The organism is Azospirillum sp. 11R-A (assembly GCF_049472615.1).
GTDB lineage: Bacteria > Pseudomonadota > Alphaproteobacteria > Azospirillales > Azospirillaceae > Azospirillum > Azospirillum palustre.
Genome location: NZ_JBCEBL010000006.1, coordinates 222,380 through 237,919, shown reverse-complemented (window position 1 = coordinate 237,919; position 15,540 = coordinate 222,380). Strand labels below are relative to the sequence as shown.

The 15,540-nt window shown below is 68.4% G+C and carries 14 protein-coding genes; all 14 read left to right on the top strand.

What is annotated here, in order from left to right; all coding sequences use genetic code 11:
• Nucleotides 1-102: 102 nt before the first annotated feature.
• Nucleotides 103-1,674 (top strand): transcription termination factor NusA, encoded by a 1,572-nt coding sequence (gene nusA / locus VH569_RS11980; protein WP_423315521.1) that lies wholly within the window; start codon nt 103-105, stop codon nt 1,672-1,674.
• A gap of 74 nt (nt 1,675-1,748) precedes the next feature.
• Nucleotides 1,749-2,549 (top strand): RNA-binding protein, encoded by an 801-nt coding sequence (locus tag VH569_RS11975; RefSeq protein WP_423315520.1) that lies wholly within the window; start codon nt 1,749-1,751, stop codon nt 2,547-2,549.
• A 21-nt stretch (nt 2,550-2,570) separates the two neighbouring features.
• Nucleotides 2,571-5,456, top strand: coding sequence for a translation initiation factor IF-2 (infB, locus tag VH569_RS11970; protein WP_423315519.1), 2,886 nt, complete (start codon nt 2,571-2,573; stop codon nt 5,454-5,456).
• Nucleotides 5,457-5,708: 252 nt separating this feature from the next.
• Nucleotides 5,709-6,323 (top strand): 30S ribosome-binding factor RbfA, encoded by a 615-nt coding sequence (gene rbfA, locus VH569_RS11965; RefSeq protein WP_423315518.1) that lies wholly within the window; start codon nt 5,709-5,711, stop codon nt 6,321-6,323.
• Nucleotides 6,313-7,254, top strand: coding sequence for a tRNA pseudouridine(55) synthase TruB (gene truB / locus VH569_RS11960; protein WP_377808297.1), 942 nt, complete (start codon nt 6,313-6,315; stop codon nt 7,252-7,254). The genes rbfA and truB overlap by 11 nt, the downstream gene beginning before the upstream one ends.
• Nucleotides 7,255-7,268: 14 nt before the next feature.
• Complete coding sequence (gene rpsO / locus VH569_RS11955) at nt 7,269-7,538, top strand: 30S ribosomal protein S15 (RefSeq protein WP_376957858.1); 270 nt, start codon at nt 7,269-7,271, stop codon at nt 7,536-7,538.
• 347 nt (nt 7,539-7,885) lie between these two features.
• On the top strand, nt 7,886-9,997 hold the full coding sequence (pnp, locus tag VH569_RS11950) for a polyribonucleotide nucleotidyltransferase (RefSeq protein ID WP_376957859.1): 2,112 nt from the start codon (nt 7,886-7,888) through the stop codon (nt 9,995-9,997).
• A 123-nt stretch (nt 9,998-10,120) separates the two neighbouring features.
• Nucleotides 10,121-10,813 (top strand): helix-turn-helix transcriptional regulator, encoded by a 693-nt coding sequence (locus tag VH569_RS11945; protein ID WP_423315517.1) that lies wholly within the window; start codon nt 10,121-10,123, stop codon nt 10,811-10,813.
• A 116-nt stretch (nt 10,814-10,929) separates the two neighbouring features.
• On the top strand, nt 10,930-11,367 hold the full coding sequence (locus VH569_RS11940; RefSeq protein WP_423315516.1) for a VOC family protein: 438 nt from the start codon (nt 10,930-10,932) through the stop codon (nt 11,365-11,367).
• Nucleotides 11,364-11,819 (top strand): EVE domain-containing protein, encoded by a 456-nt coding sequence (locus VH569_RS11935; RefSeq protein WP_423315515.1) that lies wholly within the window; start codon nt 11,364-11,366, stop codon nt 11,817-11,819. Before VH569_RS11940 ends, VH569_RS11935 begins: the two co-directional genes overlap by 4 nt.
• Before the next feature lie 235 nt (nt 11,820-12,054).
• Nucleotides 12,055-12,813 carry a heme ABC transporter permease gene (locus VH569_RS11930; protein ID WP_098740918.1) on the top strand — a complete coding sequence of 253 codons (759 nt, stop codon included), beginning with the start codon at nt 12,055-12,057 and terminating at the stop codon, nt 12,811-12,813.
• A 5-nt stretch (nt 12,814-12,818) separates the two neighbouring features.
• On the top strand, nt 12,819-13,064 hold the full coding sequence (gene ccmD, locus VH569_RS11925; RefSeq protein ID WP_423315514.1) for a heme exporter protein CcmD: 246 nt from the start codon (nt 12,819-12,821) through the stop codon (nt 13,062-13,064).
• Complete coding sequence (ccmE, locus tag VH569_RS11920; RefSeq protein ID WP_098740916.1) at nt 13,061-13,525, top strand: cytochrome c maturation protein CcmE; 465 nt, start codon at nt 13,061-13,063, stop codon at nt 13,523-13,525. The genes ccmD and ccmE overlap by 4 nt, the downstream gene beginning before the upstream one ends.
• Nucleotides 13,526-13,532: 7 nt before the next feature.
• Nucleotides 13,533-15,539, top strand: coding sequence for a heme lyase CcmF/NrfE family subunit (locus VH569_RS11915; RefSeq protein WP_423315513.1), 2,007 nt, complete (start codon nt 13,533-13,535; stop codon nt 15,537-15,539).
• Nucleotide 15,540 lies beyond the last annotated feature (1 nt).

Genomic DNA, 15,540 nt, shown 5'->3' with positions numbered 1-15,540 from the left:
GCCAGGACGATAGCCGCCAGGACCCCCGCCCCGAACCCGCCGACCCGACCGGACATCACGCAAGACCGGCACCACACAAGACCGATTCAGGAAGTGTAACGGATGGAACTGCTGCAAGTCGCTGACGCGGTCGCCCGCGAAAAGAACATCGACCGGGACGAAGTCCTGGAGGCGATGGAGCAGGCGATTCAGAAGGCCGGCCGCTCCAAGTACGGCCATGAGCACGACATCCGCGCCCGCATCGACCGCAAGACCGGCGACATCCATCTGACCCGCCACCTCGAAGTGGTCGAGACGGTGGAGAACGAGGCGACGCAGGTCACCCTGCCCTACGCCCAGAAGCGCAAGGCCGGCGCCAAGCTCGGCGATTTCCTGGTCGACCCGCTGCCGCCGATCGATTTCGGCCGCATCGCCGCCCAGACCGCCAAGCAGGTGATCGTGCAGAAGGTGCGCGACGCCGAGCGCAAGCGCCAGTTCAACGAGTACAAGGACCGCAACGGCGAGATCGTCAACGGTCTGGTCAAGCGCGTCGAATACGGCAACGTCACCGTCGACCTGGGCCGCGCCGAAGCGATCCTGCGCCGCGACGAGCTGCTGCCGCGCGAGCATTTCAAGAACGGCGACCGCGTGCGCGCCTACATCTTCGACGTCCGCGAGGAACCGCGCGGGCCGCAGATCTTCCTGTCGCGCACGCATCCGATGTTCATGGCGAAGCTGTTCGCCCAGGAAGTGCCGGAAATCTACGACGGCATCATCGAGATCAAGGCGGTCGCCCGTGACCCGGGTTCGCGCGCCAAGATCGCGGTGCTGAGCCACGACAGCTCCATCGACCCGGTCGGCGCCTGCGTGGGCATGCGCGGCAGCCGCGTCCAGGCGGTCGTCGGCGAGCTGCAGGGCGAGAAGATCGACATCATCCCGTGGAACGGCGAGGCGCCGACCTTCGTCGTCAACGCGCTCGCCCCGGCCGAGGTCGCCAAGGTCGTGCTCGACGACGACAACCACCGCATCGAGGTGGTGGTGCCCGACGACCAGCTGTCGCTGGCCATCGGCCGCCGCGGCCAGAACGTGCGCCTCGCCTCGATGCTGACCGGCTGGGACATCGACATCCTGACCGAACAGGAAGAGTCGGAGCGCCGGTCGGAGGAAATCCACAACCGCTCCGCCCTGTTCATGCAGGCGCTGGACGTCGACGACGTGATCGCCCACCTGCTGGTCGCCGAAGGCTTCACCTCGGTCGAGGAGATCGCCTATGTCGAGACCGAGGAGCTGGCCGAGATCGAAGGGTTCGACGAGTCGGTCGCCGACGAGCTGAAGCAGCGCGCTCTCGCCTTCCTGGAAGTCCGGGACGAGCAGGCCAACGAGCGCCGGCTGGAGCTGGGCGTCGAGGACATCATCGCCGAGCTGACCGGCTTCAGCGCCACGCAGCTGGTGAAGCTGGGCGAGAACGGCGTCAAGACGCTGGACGACCTGGCCGATCTGGCCGGCGACGAGCTGGTCGAGATCCTGGGCAAGGACGGCGCCAAGGACGCCCCTTCGGAAGAGGAGGCGAACGCGATCATCATGGCCGCACGCGCCCACTGGTTCGAGGGTGAGGGCGAGGACGGCGCCGCCGCGGCTCCCGCCGCCGATGGCGCTGCCGCGGGTTCGGCCGACGGCCATGGCGCGCAGGCCTGACCGGCAGCAATGCCGGTTGGAACTGCGCCCGAGAGGAACGATTATTCGGGACCGCGCGAGCGGATGACGATCGGATGACCGAACGGAACGACGAACGGACACCGACCGCCACCGCGGATGCGGTGCCGGAACAGGATTTGGCACAGGACGATGGTGCCGGTACGGACCGCCTGCCGGCCGACGACGAGAAGGGGCCTCTGCGCCGCTGCATCGCGTCGGGCACGGTGGGGCCGAAGGAGAGCATGATCCGCTTCGTGATCGGCCCCGACGGCGAGGTGGTTCCGGACCTGGAGGAACGTCTGCCCGGCCGCGGCCTTTGGGTCACGGCCGACCGGGATGCCCTGGCGAAAGCCACGGGTAAATCCGTTTTCGCCAAAGCGGCCCGCCGGGCGGTGAAAGTACCGCCCGATCTGGCCGAGAGGCTGGAACGGCTGCTGGAGCGGCGCTGTCTGCACGCGTTGGGCCTTGCCCGCCGTGCCGGCCACGTTCTGGCGGGATACGAGAAGGTGCGCGAGGCGTTGAGGGCCAACCAGGTCGGCCGTGCGGGTCCCCCGCCGGCCCTGCTGGTCGAAGCCGCGGACGGCTCGCTGGACCAGCGCGGCAAGGTGACGGCGCTCGCGCCGTCGCTGCCGGTGATCGATCTCTTCCAGTCCCCGGCCTTGGCCGCGGCGCTGGGACGCGATCACGCGGTGCACGCCGTGGTGGCGCGGGGCAGGCTGGCCGCAGGGCTGGCCCGCGATGCGGCACGCCTGAGGGGGCTGAAAGGTCCCCAGGGGCAGCTGGGCTCGACAGGTCCCGAAGGGGACCGGGACGCGCACCGGGAATCTGATAAGGGCTTGGGAGTCGGCGATACGGCCGGCCGGCCTGCGATGTAACGTCTGACCATTCGGGAACCGATGACCGACAGCAACGACCAGGACCAGAAAAAAGTCTTGCACCTAACCGGCGCCAGCAAAGGAAAGCTGGAGTCGAAGAAGCCGGTCGAGACCCAGGTCCGGCAGAGCTTCTCCCATGGCCGGTCAAAAGCGGTGACCGTAGAGGTCAAGCGCAAGCGTCATGTTGAAAAGGGCGCCGTGCCCGGCGTTGCCGACGGCGGCGCCGCTGCGCGTCAAGCTGCCCAGGGCCTGCCCATGCGCGGCGCACAGGGCCAGCGCCCCCGTGGCGGCGGTGCCCCTGCCGGGCGCCAGCTGACCCGCGAGGAGCTGGAATCCCGCCTGCGTGCGCTTCGTGGCGCCGCCGCGTTCGAAGAGCAGCGCCGGATCGACGCCGAAGAGGAAGTGGCCCGGGCCGAAGCCCGCGCCGCCGAGGCCGAAGCCCGCGCCGCCCAGGCCGCCGAGGATGAGGCCGCCGCTCCGGCCGCCCCCTCCGAAGCCGCTGCTCCGGCCGCCGCCGCCGCCCCGTCCGACGCTCCGGCGCCGGCCGCGCCGGAAATGCCGCCGATCATCCTGGATGCCGACACCTTGCGCCAGCGCGAGCTGGACGAGATGCGCGCCATCCAGGAGGAAGATCGCAAGATCGCCGCCGAGGCCGAACGCCGCCGCAAGGAGGAAGAGGCCAAGCGCAAGGAAGCCGAGGACGCCAAGCGTCGCGACGCCGAGCCGGCCCCGCGCCGCGACGGTGCCCGCGATGGCGCCCGCGACGGTGCGGGCCGTGACGGCGCGCGTCCGGTCGGTGCCCGGCCGGCCGGCGATCAGCGCCCCGGCGGTCCCGCCGCCCGTCCCGCCGCCGATGCCGCTCCCGGCCGCCCCCAGCCGGGCGTCGGCGCCCCGCCGGCCCGTGCCGAGGAAGAGGACGACAACCGCCGCAAGGGTGGTCGCGGCGGCGCCCCGGCCAAGGCCGCGCCGGCCCGTCCGGCCGCCAAGGCTCCCGCCGGCGCCGACCGCCGCAAGGGCACCAAGCTGACCGTCTCGCAGGCGCTCAGCGACGACGGCAGCGACCGCACCCGGTCGCTGGCCGCGGTGCGCCGTGCCCGCGAGCGTGAACGCCTGCGCCAGATGAGCCGTCAGGAGACCGCCAAGGTCACCCGCGACGTCGTCCTGCCGGAGGTCATCACCGTCCAGGAGCTGGCCAACCGCATGGCCGAGCGTGGCGCCGACGTCATCAAGGCGCTGATGCGCATGGGCGTGATGGCGACCATCAACCAGACCATCGACGCCGACACCGCCGAGCTGCTGATCACCGAGTTCGGCCACCGCGTCCGCCGCGTGTCGGAGTCCGACGTCGAGATCGGCCTGCGTGCCACCGAGGAAGAGGGCGCCGTCCTGGTGCCGCGTCCCCCGGTCGTCACCATCATGGGCCACGTCGACCACGGCAAGACCTCGCTGCTCGACGCGCTGCGCCAGACCGACGTGGTGTCGGGCGAGGCCGGCGGCATCACCCAGCACATCGGCGCCTATCAGGTGCAGCTGGAGTCGGGTGCGAAGATCACCTTCATCGACACGCCGGGTCACGCCGCCTTCACCGAGATGCGTGCCCGCGGCGCCAACGTCACCGACGTGGTCGTTCTGGTGGTCGCCGCCAACGACGGCGTCATGCCGCAGACGATCGAGGCCATCCGCCACGCCAAGGCGGCCAAGGTTCCGATCATCGTCGCCATCAACAAGTGCGACCTGCCCGATGCCAAGCCGGAGCGCGTCCGCCAGGAACTGCTCCAGCACGAGCTGGTGGTCGAAGAGATGGGCGGCGACGTGCTCGACGTCGAAGTGTCGGCCAAGGCCAAGCGCAACCTGAGCAAGCTCGAGGAGGCCATCCTCCTCCAGGCCGAAATCCTGGAGCTGCGGGCCAACCCCGAGCGTGCCGCCGAAGGCGTCGTCATCGAGGCGAAGCTGGAGCGTGGCCGCGGTTCGGTCGCCACCGTGCTGGTCCAGCGCGGCACGCTGAAGGTCGGCGACGTGTTCGTCACCGGTGCCGAGTGGGGCCGCGTCCGCGCCCTGATCAACGACCGCGGCCAGAACGTCAACGAGGCGGCCCCGGCCGTGCCCGTCGAGGTTCTGGGCCTGAACGGCACGCCGATGGCCGGCGACGACTTCTCCGTCGTCGAGTCCGAGGCCCGTGCCCGCGAGATCGCCGAGTTCCGCCAGCGCAAGAAGCGCGAAGCGGCGGTGGCGGCCTCGGCCCGCGGTTCGCTGCAGGACATGTTCAGCCGCATCCAGGCCGGCGAGGCCAAGGAACTGCCGGTCGTCATCAAGGGCGACGTGCAGGGCTCGATCGAAGCCATCGCCAGCTCGCTGGAGAAGCTCACGGCCGAGAACACCGAGGTCAAGGTCCGCGTCCTGCACAACTCGGTCGGTGCGATCAACGAGTCCGACATCACGCTGGCCAATGCGTCCAACGCGATGATCATCGGCTTCAACGTCCGCGCCAACCCGCAGGCCCGCGACCTCGCCAAGCGCGACGGCGTCGAAATCCGCTACTACTCGATCATCTACAATGTGATCGACGACGTGAAGGCGGCGCTGACCGGTCTGTTGTCTCCGACGCTGCGGGAACGCTTCATCGGCTACGCGACCATCCGCGAGGTGTTCAACATCACGAAGGTCGGCAAGGTCGCCGGTTGTATGGTCACGCAGGGCACCGTCAAGCGCGGCGCCGGCGTCCGCCTGCTGCGCGACAACGTCGTCATTCACGAAGGCACGCTCAAGACGCTCAAGCGCTTCAAGGACGAGGTCAAGGACGTCCGCGAGGGTTACGAGTGCGGCATGGCCTTCGAGAACTACGACAACATCCAGGCCGGCGATCAGATCGAAGCCTTCGAGATCGACGAAATCGCTCGCGAGCTTTGACCTCTTCGGTTCACCCGATCCTTTCCGGCACCCGCCGGGATGGATCGGGTGGCCTTTTTCGCTTTGAAGGGCGCGGGATCTGTCCTGCGCCCTGTTCCTATATTGGGGTGATCGCCACCGCCCTTCCCCTGCCCGGCGGGCAGCGGTCGGGGTGGGAGACCAGGCAACTCCCTTGGCGGCTCCCTTTTTGTGTGTGATCGGCCGGAGAGCTGAAGCAGCCCGGCCCAGTGACATCGACGAAAGACACGTACCATGGCCAGCAAGAAGCGCGGCGCGTTCATCGCCGGCAAGCCCCCGTCCCAACGGCAACTGCGCGTCGGCGAGGAGGTGCGCCACGCCCTTGCCGACCTGTTCCGCCGCGGGGACTTCCACGATCCGGAACTGGCCTCGCTGAACGTCACGGTCACCGAGGTGCGGATCAGCCCCGACCTGTCCAACGCCACCGTCTTCTATGCGACGCTGGGCGGCGAGCGGATGGAGGAGGCCCAGGTCGCCCTGAAACGGGCCGCCGCCTTCCTGCGCGGGCAGGTCGCCCGCATGGTCAACCTGCGCCACGCTCCGACGCTGAGCTTCGAGGGCGACACCTCCTTCGACTACGCCCACCGCATCGACAGCATCCTGCACAGCCCGGAGGTCGCCCGCGACCTGAGCGGCCATCCGCTCGGCCGCGTCAATGGCGACGACGACCACGACGAGGACGAGGACGATTCCTGGGACGAGGATGAGGACGGCGAGGACGAGGACGAGGACGGGGACCCCGACGCGTCGGACGACGAACTGGACGGGGACGACGACCTCGACGAGGACCGCGCCATGCTCGACGACGAGGACAAGAGCGGGGAAAAGGGCGGCCGTCGTGGCTCGTAAGCGCAAGGGCACGCCGATCCATGGCTGGGTGGTGCTGGACAAGCCGGAAGGCATGACCTCCACCCAGGCGCTGTCGAAGGTGCGCCGCCTGCTGAACGCCGAGAAGGCCGGGCATGGCGGCACGCTGGACCCGCTGGCGACCGGCATCCTGCCGATCGCGCTGGGCGAAGCGACCAAGACCGTGTCCTATGCCATGGACGGTGCCAAGACCTACCGCTTCTCCATCCGCTGGGGCGAGCGCACCAGCACCGACGACCGCGAGGGCGAGGTGATCGCCCGCTCGGACCACCGTCCGTCGACCGACGAAATCCGCGCCGCCCTGCCCGCCTTCCTGGGCGAGATCCAGCAGGTCCCGCCGCAGTTCTGCGCCATCAAGATCGACGGCGAGCGCGCCTATGACATCGCGCGCGAAGGCGATGCGGTCGATCTGGCCGCCCGCACCGTGCGCATCGACCGCTTCGAGCTGGTCGAGGAACCGGACGCCGACCATGCGGTGTTCGAGGTCGATTGCGGCAAGGGCACCTATGTCCGCTCGCTGGCCCGCGACCTGTCGGAGGCGCTCGGCACGGTCGGCCATGTCGGGCTTCTGCGCCGCCTGCGCGTCGGCTCCTTCACGCTGGACCGGGCGATTTCCCTGGACGAACTGGCCGCCATGGAGCAAGGTGCGGCCGTCGAACGACTTCTGTTGCCGATCGAGACCGCGCTGGACGACATCCCGGCGCTGGCCCTGACGGAAGCGGAAGCGCACCGACTGAGGCACGGCCAGACGGTCGCTCTCCTCACCCGGCAGGATCGTGAACGCCTGATGGCGGTTCAGGGTGCTGACGGTGGGGATGGCACCGTCATTGCGCTTTTCGGCGGAACGCCGGTGGCGTTGGCCCGTGTCGAGGGGGCGGAGGTCCGTCCGGTGCGCGTGCTCAACCTCACGTGATTTAGGAGACCCCGATGTCGATTACGCCCGAGCGCAAGCAAGAGCTGATCAAGGAATTTTCCCGCGGCACCAACGACACCGGTTCGCCCGAGGTCCAGGTGTCGATCCTGACGGAGCGCATCAGCAACCTGACGGATCACCTGAAGGGCCACAAGAAGGACTTCCACTCCCGCCGTGGTCTGCTGGTGATGGTCGGTCAGCGCCGCCGTCTGCTCGACTACCTGAAGAAGAAGGATCATCCGCGCTACGCCGCGCTGATCGAGCGTCTGGGCCTGCGCCGCTAAGCTGCGCCGTCCCGCTGACGGGTTCGGGTTCCCCTGGCCGGCCACCGGCCGGGGGCTACCCACCGGAACAGCGGAACAAGGCAAGTCTTCGTTCACCTGTACCGTTCCGGAACACCTCATTGGTTATTGGCAATAGAAACTCGATCTTGAGCGTTTCGTGATGGACAGGCCGGCCCGTTTATTCGGGGACCGGCCTTTTTTGCATCCGCAGCGCCTCTACCTCGATTGATTTGGTCCTGTTGTCGAACACCGTATCTCCAGTTTTCTCGCGGGGTCCTACGACCGATGGCCCCGGCCTTGGGCGGCAATCCGGCCGTTCCAGGGTGTCGGATGGAAGGAAAGAATCCATGTTTACTGTTCATCGCAAGGAAATCGAGTGGGGTGGCCGCAAGCTGGTCCTGGAAACGGGCAAGATCGCCCGTCAGGCCAACGGCGCGGTTCTGGTCACTTATGGTGACACCACCGTCCTGTGCACCGCCGTCGCCGCCAAGGCGCCGAAGCCGGGCATCGATTTCTTCCCGCTGACCGTCAATTACCAGGAAAAGGCGTTCGCGGCCGGCAAGATCCCCGGCGGCTTCTTCAAGCGCGAAGGCCGTCCGACCGAGAAGGAAACGCTGGTCAGCCGCCTGATCGACCGTCCGATCCGTCCGCTGTTCGCCGATGGCTTCCGCAACGAGACGCAGGTCGTCTGCACCGTGCTGAGCCACGATCTGGAGAACGATCCGGACATCGTCGCGATGGTCGGCGCCTCGGCCGCGCTGACGATCTCCGGCATCCCGTTCCTGGGTCCGATCGCCGCCGCCCGCGTCGGCTACAAGAACGGCCAGTACATCCTGAACCCGACCCGGGACGAGGTCGGCGACAGCGACCTGGATCTGGTCGTCGCCGGCACTGTCGAAGGCGTGCTGATGGTCGAATCGGAAGCCAAGGAGCTGACCGAAGAGGTCATGCTGGGCGCCGTCATGTTCGGCCACACCAACTTCCAGCCGGTGATCAACCTGATCATCGACCTGGCCGAGGAAGCCGCCAAGGAGCCGTGGGACCTGCCGGAGCCGGCCTATGACCGCAAGGCCCTGAAGGCCCGCCTGCGCGAGACCGTCGGCGCCGCCGTCGAGGCCGCCTATACCGAGACGGTCAAGCAGTCGCGTTACGAGAAGGTCGGCGCCGCCAAGGCGAAGGCGCTCGAGACGCTGGCCGAGGAATTCGACGCCCAGTCGATCGGGTTCGAGTTCAAGGAGCTGGAAGCCGACATCCTGCGCGGCGCCGTCCTGAAGACCGGCCGCCGCATCGACGGCCGCGACACCAAGACCGTGCGCCCGATCGTGTCGGAAGTCGGCATCCTGCCGCGCGCCCACGGCTCGGCCCTGTTCACCCGCGGCGAGACCCAGGCGCTGGTCGTCACCACGCTGGGCACCAGCCAGGACGAGCAGATCATCGACGCGCTCGAAGGCGAGTACCGCGAGCACTTCATGCTGCACTACAACTTCCCCCCGTACTCGGTGGGTGAAGCCGGCCGCATGGGCAGCCCGGGCCGCCGCGAGATCGGCCACGGCAAGCTGGCGTGGCGCGCCATCCACCCGCTGCTGCCGAAGAAGGAAGACTTCCCCTACACGCTGCGCGTCGTGTCGGAAGTCACGGAGTCCAACGGCTCCTCCTCGATGGCCACCGTCTGCGGCACCTCGCTGTCGCTGATGGACGCCGGCGCGCCGCTGATCCGTCCGGTTGCCGGCATCGCCATGGGCCTGATCAAGGAAGACCACGGCTTCGCCGTCCTGTCGGACATCCTGGGTGACGAAGATCACCTCGGCGACATGGACTTCAAGGTCGCCGGCACCGAGGTCGGCGTCACCGCGCTGCAGATGGACATCAAGATCACCTCGATCACCGAGGAGATCATGAAGATCGCGCTGGGCCAGGCCAAGGACGGCCGCCTGCACATCCTGGGCGAGATGTCGAAGGCGCTGACCGGCGCCCGCGAAGGCGTCAACGAGAACGCCCCGCGCATCACCGTGATCAACATCCCGAAGGAGAAGATTCGCGACGTGATCGGCTCCGGCGGCAAGGTGATCCGCGAGATCGTCGAGCAGACCGGCGCCAAGATCGACATCGAGGACGACGGCACCGTCAAGGTCTCGGCCGTCGACCAGAAGAAGTCGGACGCCGCCATCGAGTGGATCAAGGGCATCGTCGCCGAGCCGGAGATGAACGTCGTCTACACCGGCAAGGTGGTGAAGGTCGTCGATTTCGGCGCCTTCGTGAACTTCCTGGGTTCGCGCGACGGCCTCGTCCACATCTCCGAACTGGCGCAGCAGCGCGTCGGCAAGGTGTCGGACGTCGTGTCGCAGGGTGACTCGGTGAAGGTCAAGGTCATCGGCTTCGACGACCGCGGCAAGGTCAAGCTGTCGATGAAGCAGGTCGACCAAGCCACCGGCGAGGACCTGACCAAGAAGGCGGAGTGATCCGTCGTTAAGGTTCGGGAGAGCCGGGCAACCGCCCGGTGATTCCTGCCATGAAGAGGGGCGCTTCCCATCGGGGAGCGCCCCTTGTCATTATGGATACCCTTTCCCTTTCCGCAGTTTCCGATGTCCCGCGCCGAACGTCTTCTCGATCTGATGCAGGTTCTGCGGCGGCATCGCCAGCCGGTCAGCGGCAAGTCGCTTGCCGGCGAGCTGGGGGTCAGCCTGCGCACGCTCTATCGCGACATCGCCACGCTCCAGGCGCAGGGCGCGATGATCGAGGGGGAGCCGGGGGTCGGCTATCTGCTGCGCGCCGGCTTCCTGCTGCCGCCGCTGATGTTCACCGAGGAGGAGGTCGAGGCGCTGGTGCTGGGGTCGCGCTGGGTGGTGGAGCGCGGCGACAGCCGGCTGGGCGGGGCGGCGCGCAACGCGCTCGCCAAGATCGCGGCGGTGCTGCCGGCCGATAAGCGCGAGGGGCTGGACGGCTCGACACTGCTGGTCGGGCCGGGCGAGCCCATTCCTGCGGGGGACGCCGAGCTGGCGACCATCCGCGGCGCGATCCGCGGGGAGCGCAAGCTGGAGATCGCCTATCGCGACCGTGACGGCTCGGAAAGCCGGCGTATCGTCTGGCCCTTCGCGCTGGGCTTCTTCGACCGGGTGCGGGTGATGGTGGCGTGGTGCGAGCTGCGCCAGTCCTTCCGCCATTTCCGCACCGACCGCATCCTGGCGCTGACCGCCAGCGAGACCCGCTATCCCCGCCGCCGGCAGGCGATGCTGAAGGAATGGCGCACGGCGGAGGGGATCCCGCAAAAGGGATGACTGGGGCTGGCACCATGCTGACGGAAACTGTCAGCATGGCCGCCTAGTCTTGGCTTTGCCGGTGAGGGCGCCGAACGGAACCGCCCCACCCCAACCGCTCAAGACCGGAGCCGACCATGACCGCGACCCAGACCGCTGCCGCCAACCCCGCTGCCGCCCTCGCCCTCGATTTCGTCCTGCTTTATGTCGACAGTCCGGCCGCCAGCGCCGCCTTCTATGCCGAGCTGCTGGGCCGGCCGCCGGTGGAGGCCTCGCCCACCTTCGCCATGTTCAAGGCGGGGAACGGGCTGATGCTGGGCCTGTGGTCGCGCTACACGGTGGAGCCGGCGGCGACCGCACCCGGCGGCGGCGAGATCGCCTTCACCGTCGCCGACGAGGCCGCGGTGCGCAACCTGCACGCCAACTGGAGCGGCCGCGGCCTGACCATCCTGCAACCGCCAACCGCGATGGATTTCGGTCATACCTTCGTTGCACAGGACCCGGACGGCCATCGCCTGCGCGTGTTCGCACCCAACCGGGGTGAGGAAGCCCAGTCCGAACAGGTGCGGTCGTGAGCGGCAACACATACACCGGTGCCTGGATCGCCGTGGCCAGCGCCGAGCATGTCCGGCGCGGACGGGCCGGCGGCTTCATGCAGGTCTGCCACGGCAAGGCCGCCCCGCTGCGGCGGATCCAGGCGGGCGACCGGGTGGTGTATTATTCCCCCACCGACAGGTTCGGGGCGGCGGACGGGCTGAAGTCCTTCACCGCCATCGGCACGATCCTGCCGGGCGAGCCCTACCGGTTCGACATGGGCGGCGGCTTCGTTCCCTTCCGCCGCGACGTGTCCTGGTGGCCGGCGGAGGAGGCGCCGATCCAGCCGCTGCTGGACCGGCTGGAGCTGACCGCCGGGGTGCGGAACTGGGGCTATCCCTTCCGCTTCGGCCTGCTGCCGGTCAGCCTGCGCGACTTCGACTTGATCGCGGAGGCGATGGGGGTGGCGGCGCAGAAGGCGATGGCGGCCTGATCGGGGAAAAATCTCCGGGGCGCGGGGGATGAAAAGCCCCGCCTCCGGCGTCCCACACCAGGGAACAGGGGTGCCGCCGGAGGTCCGGGGCGCCTGATACCTTGGTGTCAGAGTACGAACGAATGGCGGATTGGCCTGACCGAGATCAAGGCGAAACCCCTCGCAGTCCGCCATACATGCGCTTATATCGTCCGCAAGCCTGACCAAGGTCATCCCGTACCGGGGCCATCGTTCCATGCATCGTTTCGCCAACCCCGCCCGCTTCCTGCGCCTGTCGGCCCTGCTGTTGCCGTGGTGCGCCGGGGCGACCGTGATCCTGACGATCCTCGGTCTGTGGTTCAGCCTGTTCAGCTCGCCGCCCGACTATCAGCAGGGCGAGACGGTGCGGATCATGTACATCCATGTTCCCGCCGCCTGGATGAGCCTGTTCGTCTACACCAACATGGCCATCGCCGCGGCGTGCGGCCTGGTGTGGAAGCACCCGCTGGCCGACCTGTTCGCCAAGGCCGCCGCCCCCATCGGCGCCGGCTTCACCTTTGTCTGCCTGGTGACCGGGTCGCTGTGGGGCGCGCCGATGTGGGGGACCTGGTGGGTGTGGGACGCGCGGCTGACCAGCGTGCTGATCCTGTTCTTCCTCTATCTCGGCTACATGGCCCTGGTGAACGCCTTCGACGATCCGCAGCGCGGCATGAAGGCGGGCAACGTCCTGCTGCTGGTCGGCATCGTCAATGTGCCGATCATCAAGTTCTCGGTCGACTGGTGGAACACGCTGCACCAGCCGGCCAGCGTTGTGCGCATGGGCGGCCCCAGCATCGACCCCAGCATGCTGACGCCGCTGCTGGTGATGGCCGGCGCCTTCACCGCCTATTTCCTGTCGGTGGTCCTGCTGCGCGTGCGCACCGAGATCGCCCAGCGCAAGATCCAGACGCTGCGCCTTTCGGTGGCAAGTGGAGTTGCCGGTGACGGTACCGTGACGGACGGGATGCGGGGGTAAGGACGATGACCGAATTTCTCCATATGGGCGGGTACGCCGCCTATGTCTGGCCGGCCTACGGCATCGCCACAATCGTCCTGCTGGGGCTGCTGGTCGCCACCTGGAAGGGGCTGCGCGACGCCGAGGCGACGCTGAAGGCGCTGGAAAGCACGCGGCCCTCCCGCCGGCGCACCCGCAACGGCTCAAACAGCACTGGCCGTAAAGCGGCCGATCAGAGCGCCGGAACGCCGGCGGAAGCGAGCGAAGGATGACCCGCAAGAAACGCCGCCTCTACATGCTGGGCCTCGCCCTTCTCGGGCTGGGTTCGGCGACCGCCCTGGCGCTGACCGCCTTCCAGGACAACATCGTCTTCTTCTACAGCCCGAGCCAGCTGCAGACGCAGCAGGTCGGCGACCGCAATTTCCGCCTGGGCGGGCTGGTCGAGGAAGGCAGCGTCCAGAAGCAGCCGGACGGCGTCACCACCGCCTTCCGCGTCACCGACACCGCCCACACGGTGGATGTCCGCTACCGCGGCCAGCTGCCCGACCTGTTCCGCGAGGGCCAGGGGGTGGTGGCGGAGGGCCGGATGACCGGCGGCGTCTTCGTCGCGCGCGAGGTGCTGGCCAAGCATGACGAGAACTACATGCCGCCCGAGGTGTCGGAGGCCTTGAAGCAGGCCGGCGTCTACAAGAACCCGGCGGAGTCCGCGACGAAGACGGCGAAGAAGGAGTAGCGGACCCGTGATCCCCGAACTCGGCCATTACGCGCTGGTGCTGGCGCTGTTCGTGGCGCTGGTGCAGTCGGTGCCGCCGCTGGTCGGCGCCGCCACCCGCAACGGCGCCTGGATGAACGTCGCGGTGCCCGCGGCCATCGCCCAGATGCTGCTGGTGCTGATCGCCTACGCGGCGCTGACCTGGGCGCATGTGGTGTCCGATTTCAGCGTGCTGAACGTGGTGCAGAACAGCCACTCGGCCAAGCCGATGCTCTACAAGGTGTCGGGCGTCTGGGGCAACCACGAGGGCTCGATGATGCTGTGGATCGTCATGCTGACGATCTTCGGCGCCGCCGTCGCCGTGTTCGGGCGCAACCTGCCGCCGACGCTGAAGGCCCGCGTGCTGGCGGTCCAGGGGCTGATCGGGGTCGGCTTCCTGCTGTTCATCCTGATCACCTCCAACCCCTTCATCCGCGTGATTCCGGCGCCCATCGACGGCAACGACCTGAACCCGCTGTTGCAGGACCCCGGCCTCGCCTTCCACCCGCCCTTCCTCTATGCCGGCTATGTCGGCTTCTCGATGGCCTTCTCCTTCGCCGTCGCCGCACTGATCGAGGGGCGGGTCGATCCCGCCTGGGCGCGCTGGGTGCGGCCCTGGACGCTGGCGGCGTGGTCGACCCTGACCATGGGCATCGCCATGGGCTCCTGGTGGGCCTATTACGAGCTGGGCTGGGGCGGCTGGTGGTACTGGGACCCGGTGGAGAACGCGTCCTTCATGCCCTGGCTGGCCGGCACCGCCCTGCTGCATTCGGCAATCGTGGTGGAGAAGCGCGACGCGCTGAAGAGCTGGACCATCCTGCTCGCCATCGTCACCTTCTCGCTGTCGCTGATGGGCACCTTCCTGGTGCGGTCGGGCATCCTGACCTCGGTCCACGCCTTCGCCGTCGATCCCAAGCGCGGCATCTTCATCCTGGTGCTGCTGGCGATCGCCACCGGCGGCTCGCTGCTGCTCTACAGCCTGCGGGCGCCGACGCTGAAGGCGGGCGGGCTGTTCGCGCCGATCAGCCGCGAAGGGGCGCTGGTGCTGAACAACCTGCTGCTGTCGACCGCGACGGCGACGGTGTTCATCGGCACGCTCTATCCGCTGTTCCTCGACATCCTGAAGCTGGGCAAGGTGTCGGTCGGCGCCCCCTTCTTCAACGCCACCTTCCTGCCGGTCGCCATCCCGATGGTAGCCGCCATGGTCGTCGGCCCCTATCTGTCGTGGAAGCGGGCGGATCTGGGGGCGGCTCTGACCCGGCTGTGGGTTGCCGGCGTCGCCGTGGTGGCCGCCGTCGCCGTCACCGCCTATGTCAAGGCGGGCAGCGGTCCGCTGCTGGCGCTGGTCGGCATCGGCCTTGCCGCCTGGGCCTTCGTCGGCTCGCTGGTCGAGTTCGCCGACCGCATCGCCCTGTTCCGCACCCCGTTCCGCAACAGCTGGAACCGCGCCGTGCACCTGCCGCGCAGCGCCTGGGGCATGACCATCGCCCATGCCTGCGTCGGCCTGTCGATCCTCGGCATGACCGGCACCTCGGCGTGGCAGACGGAATCGATCACGGCGATGAAGCCGGGCGACCGGGCCAGCGTCGCCGGCTACGAGTTCCAGTTCGACAGCGTCGGGCTGGTCGACGGCCCGAACTTCAAGGCGGAGCGCGGCATCTTCACCGTCACCAAGGACGGCCAGCGCGTCGCCACGCTGGAGCCGGAACGCCGCAGCTACAGCACCACCCGCATGACCACCACGGAATCGGCCATCCACACCACGGTCTTCTCCGACCTGTATGTGGCGCTGGGCGACCCGACGCAGAACGGCACCGCCTGGATCGTCCGCATCTACCACCACCCGCTGGTGCCGTGGATCTGGATCGGCGGCGTCGGCATGATGCTGGGCGGGCTGGTGAGCCTGACCGACCGCCGCTTCCGCATCGGCGCGCCGGAACGCCGCCGCGCCGCCGGCAAGACCGGGGGCAAGTCGGCTCCGCTGCCGGCCGAATGAG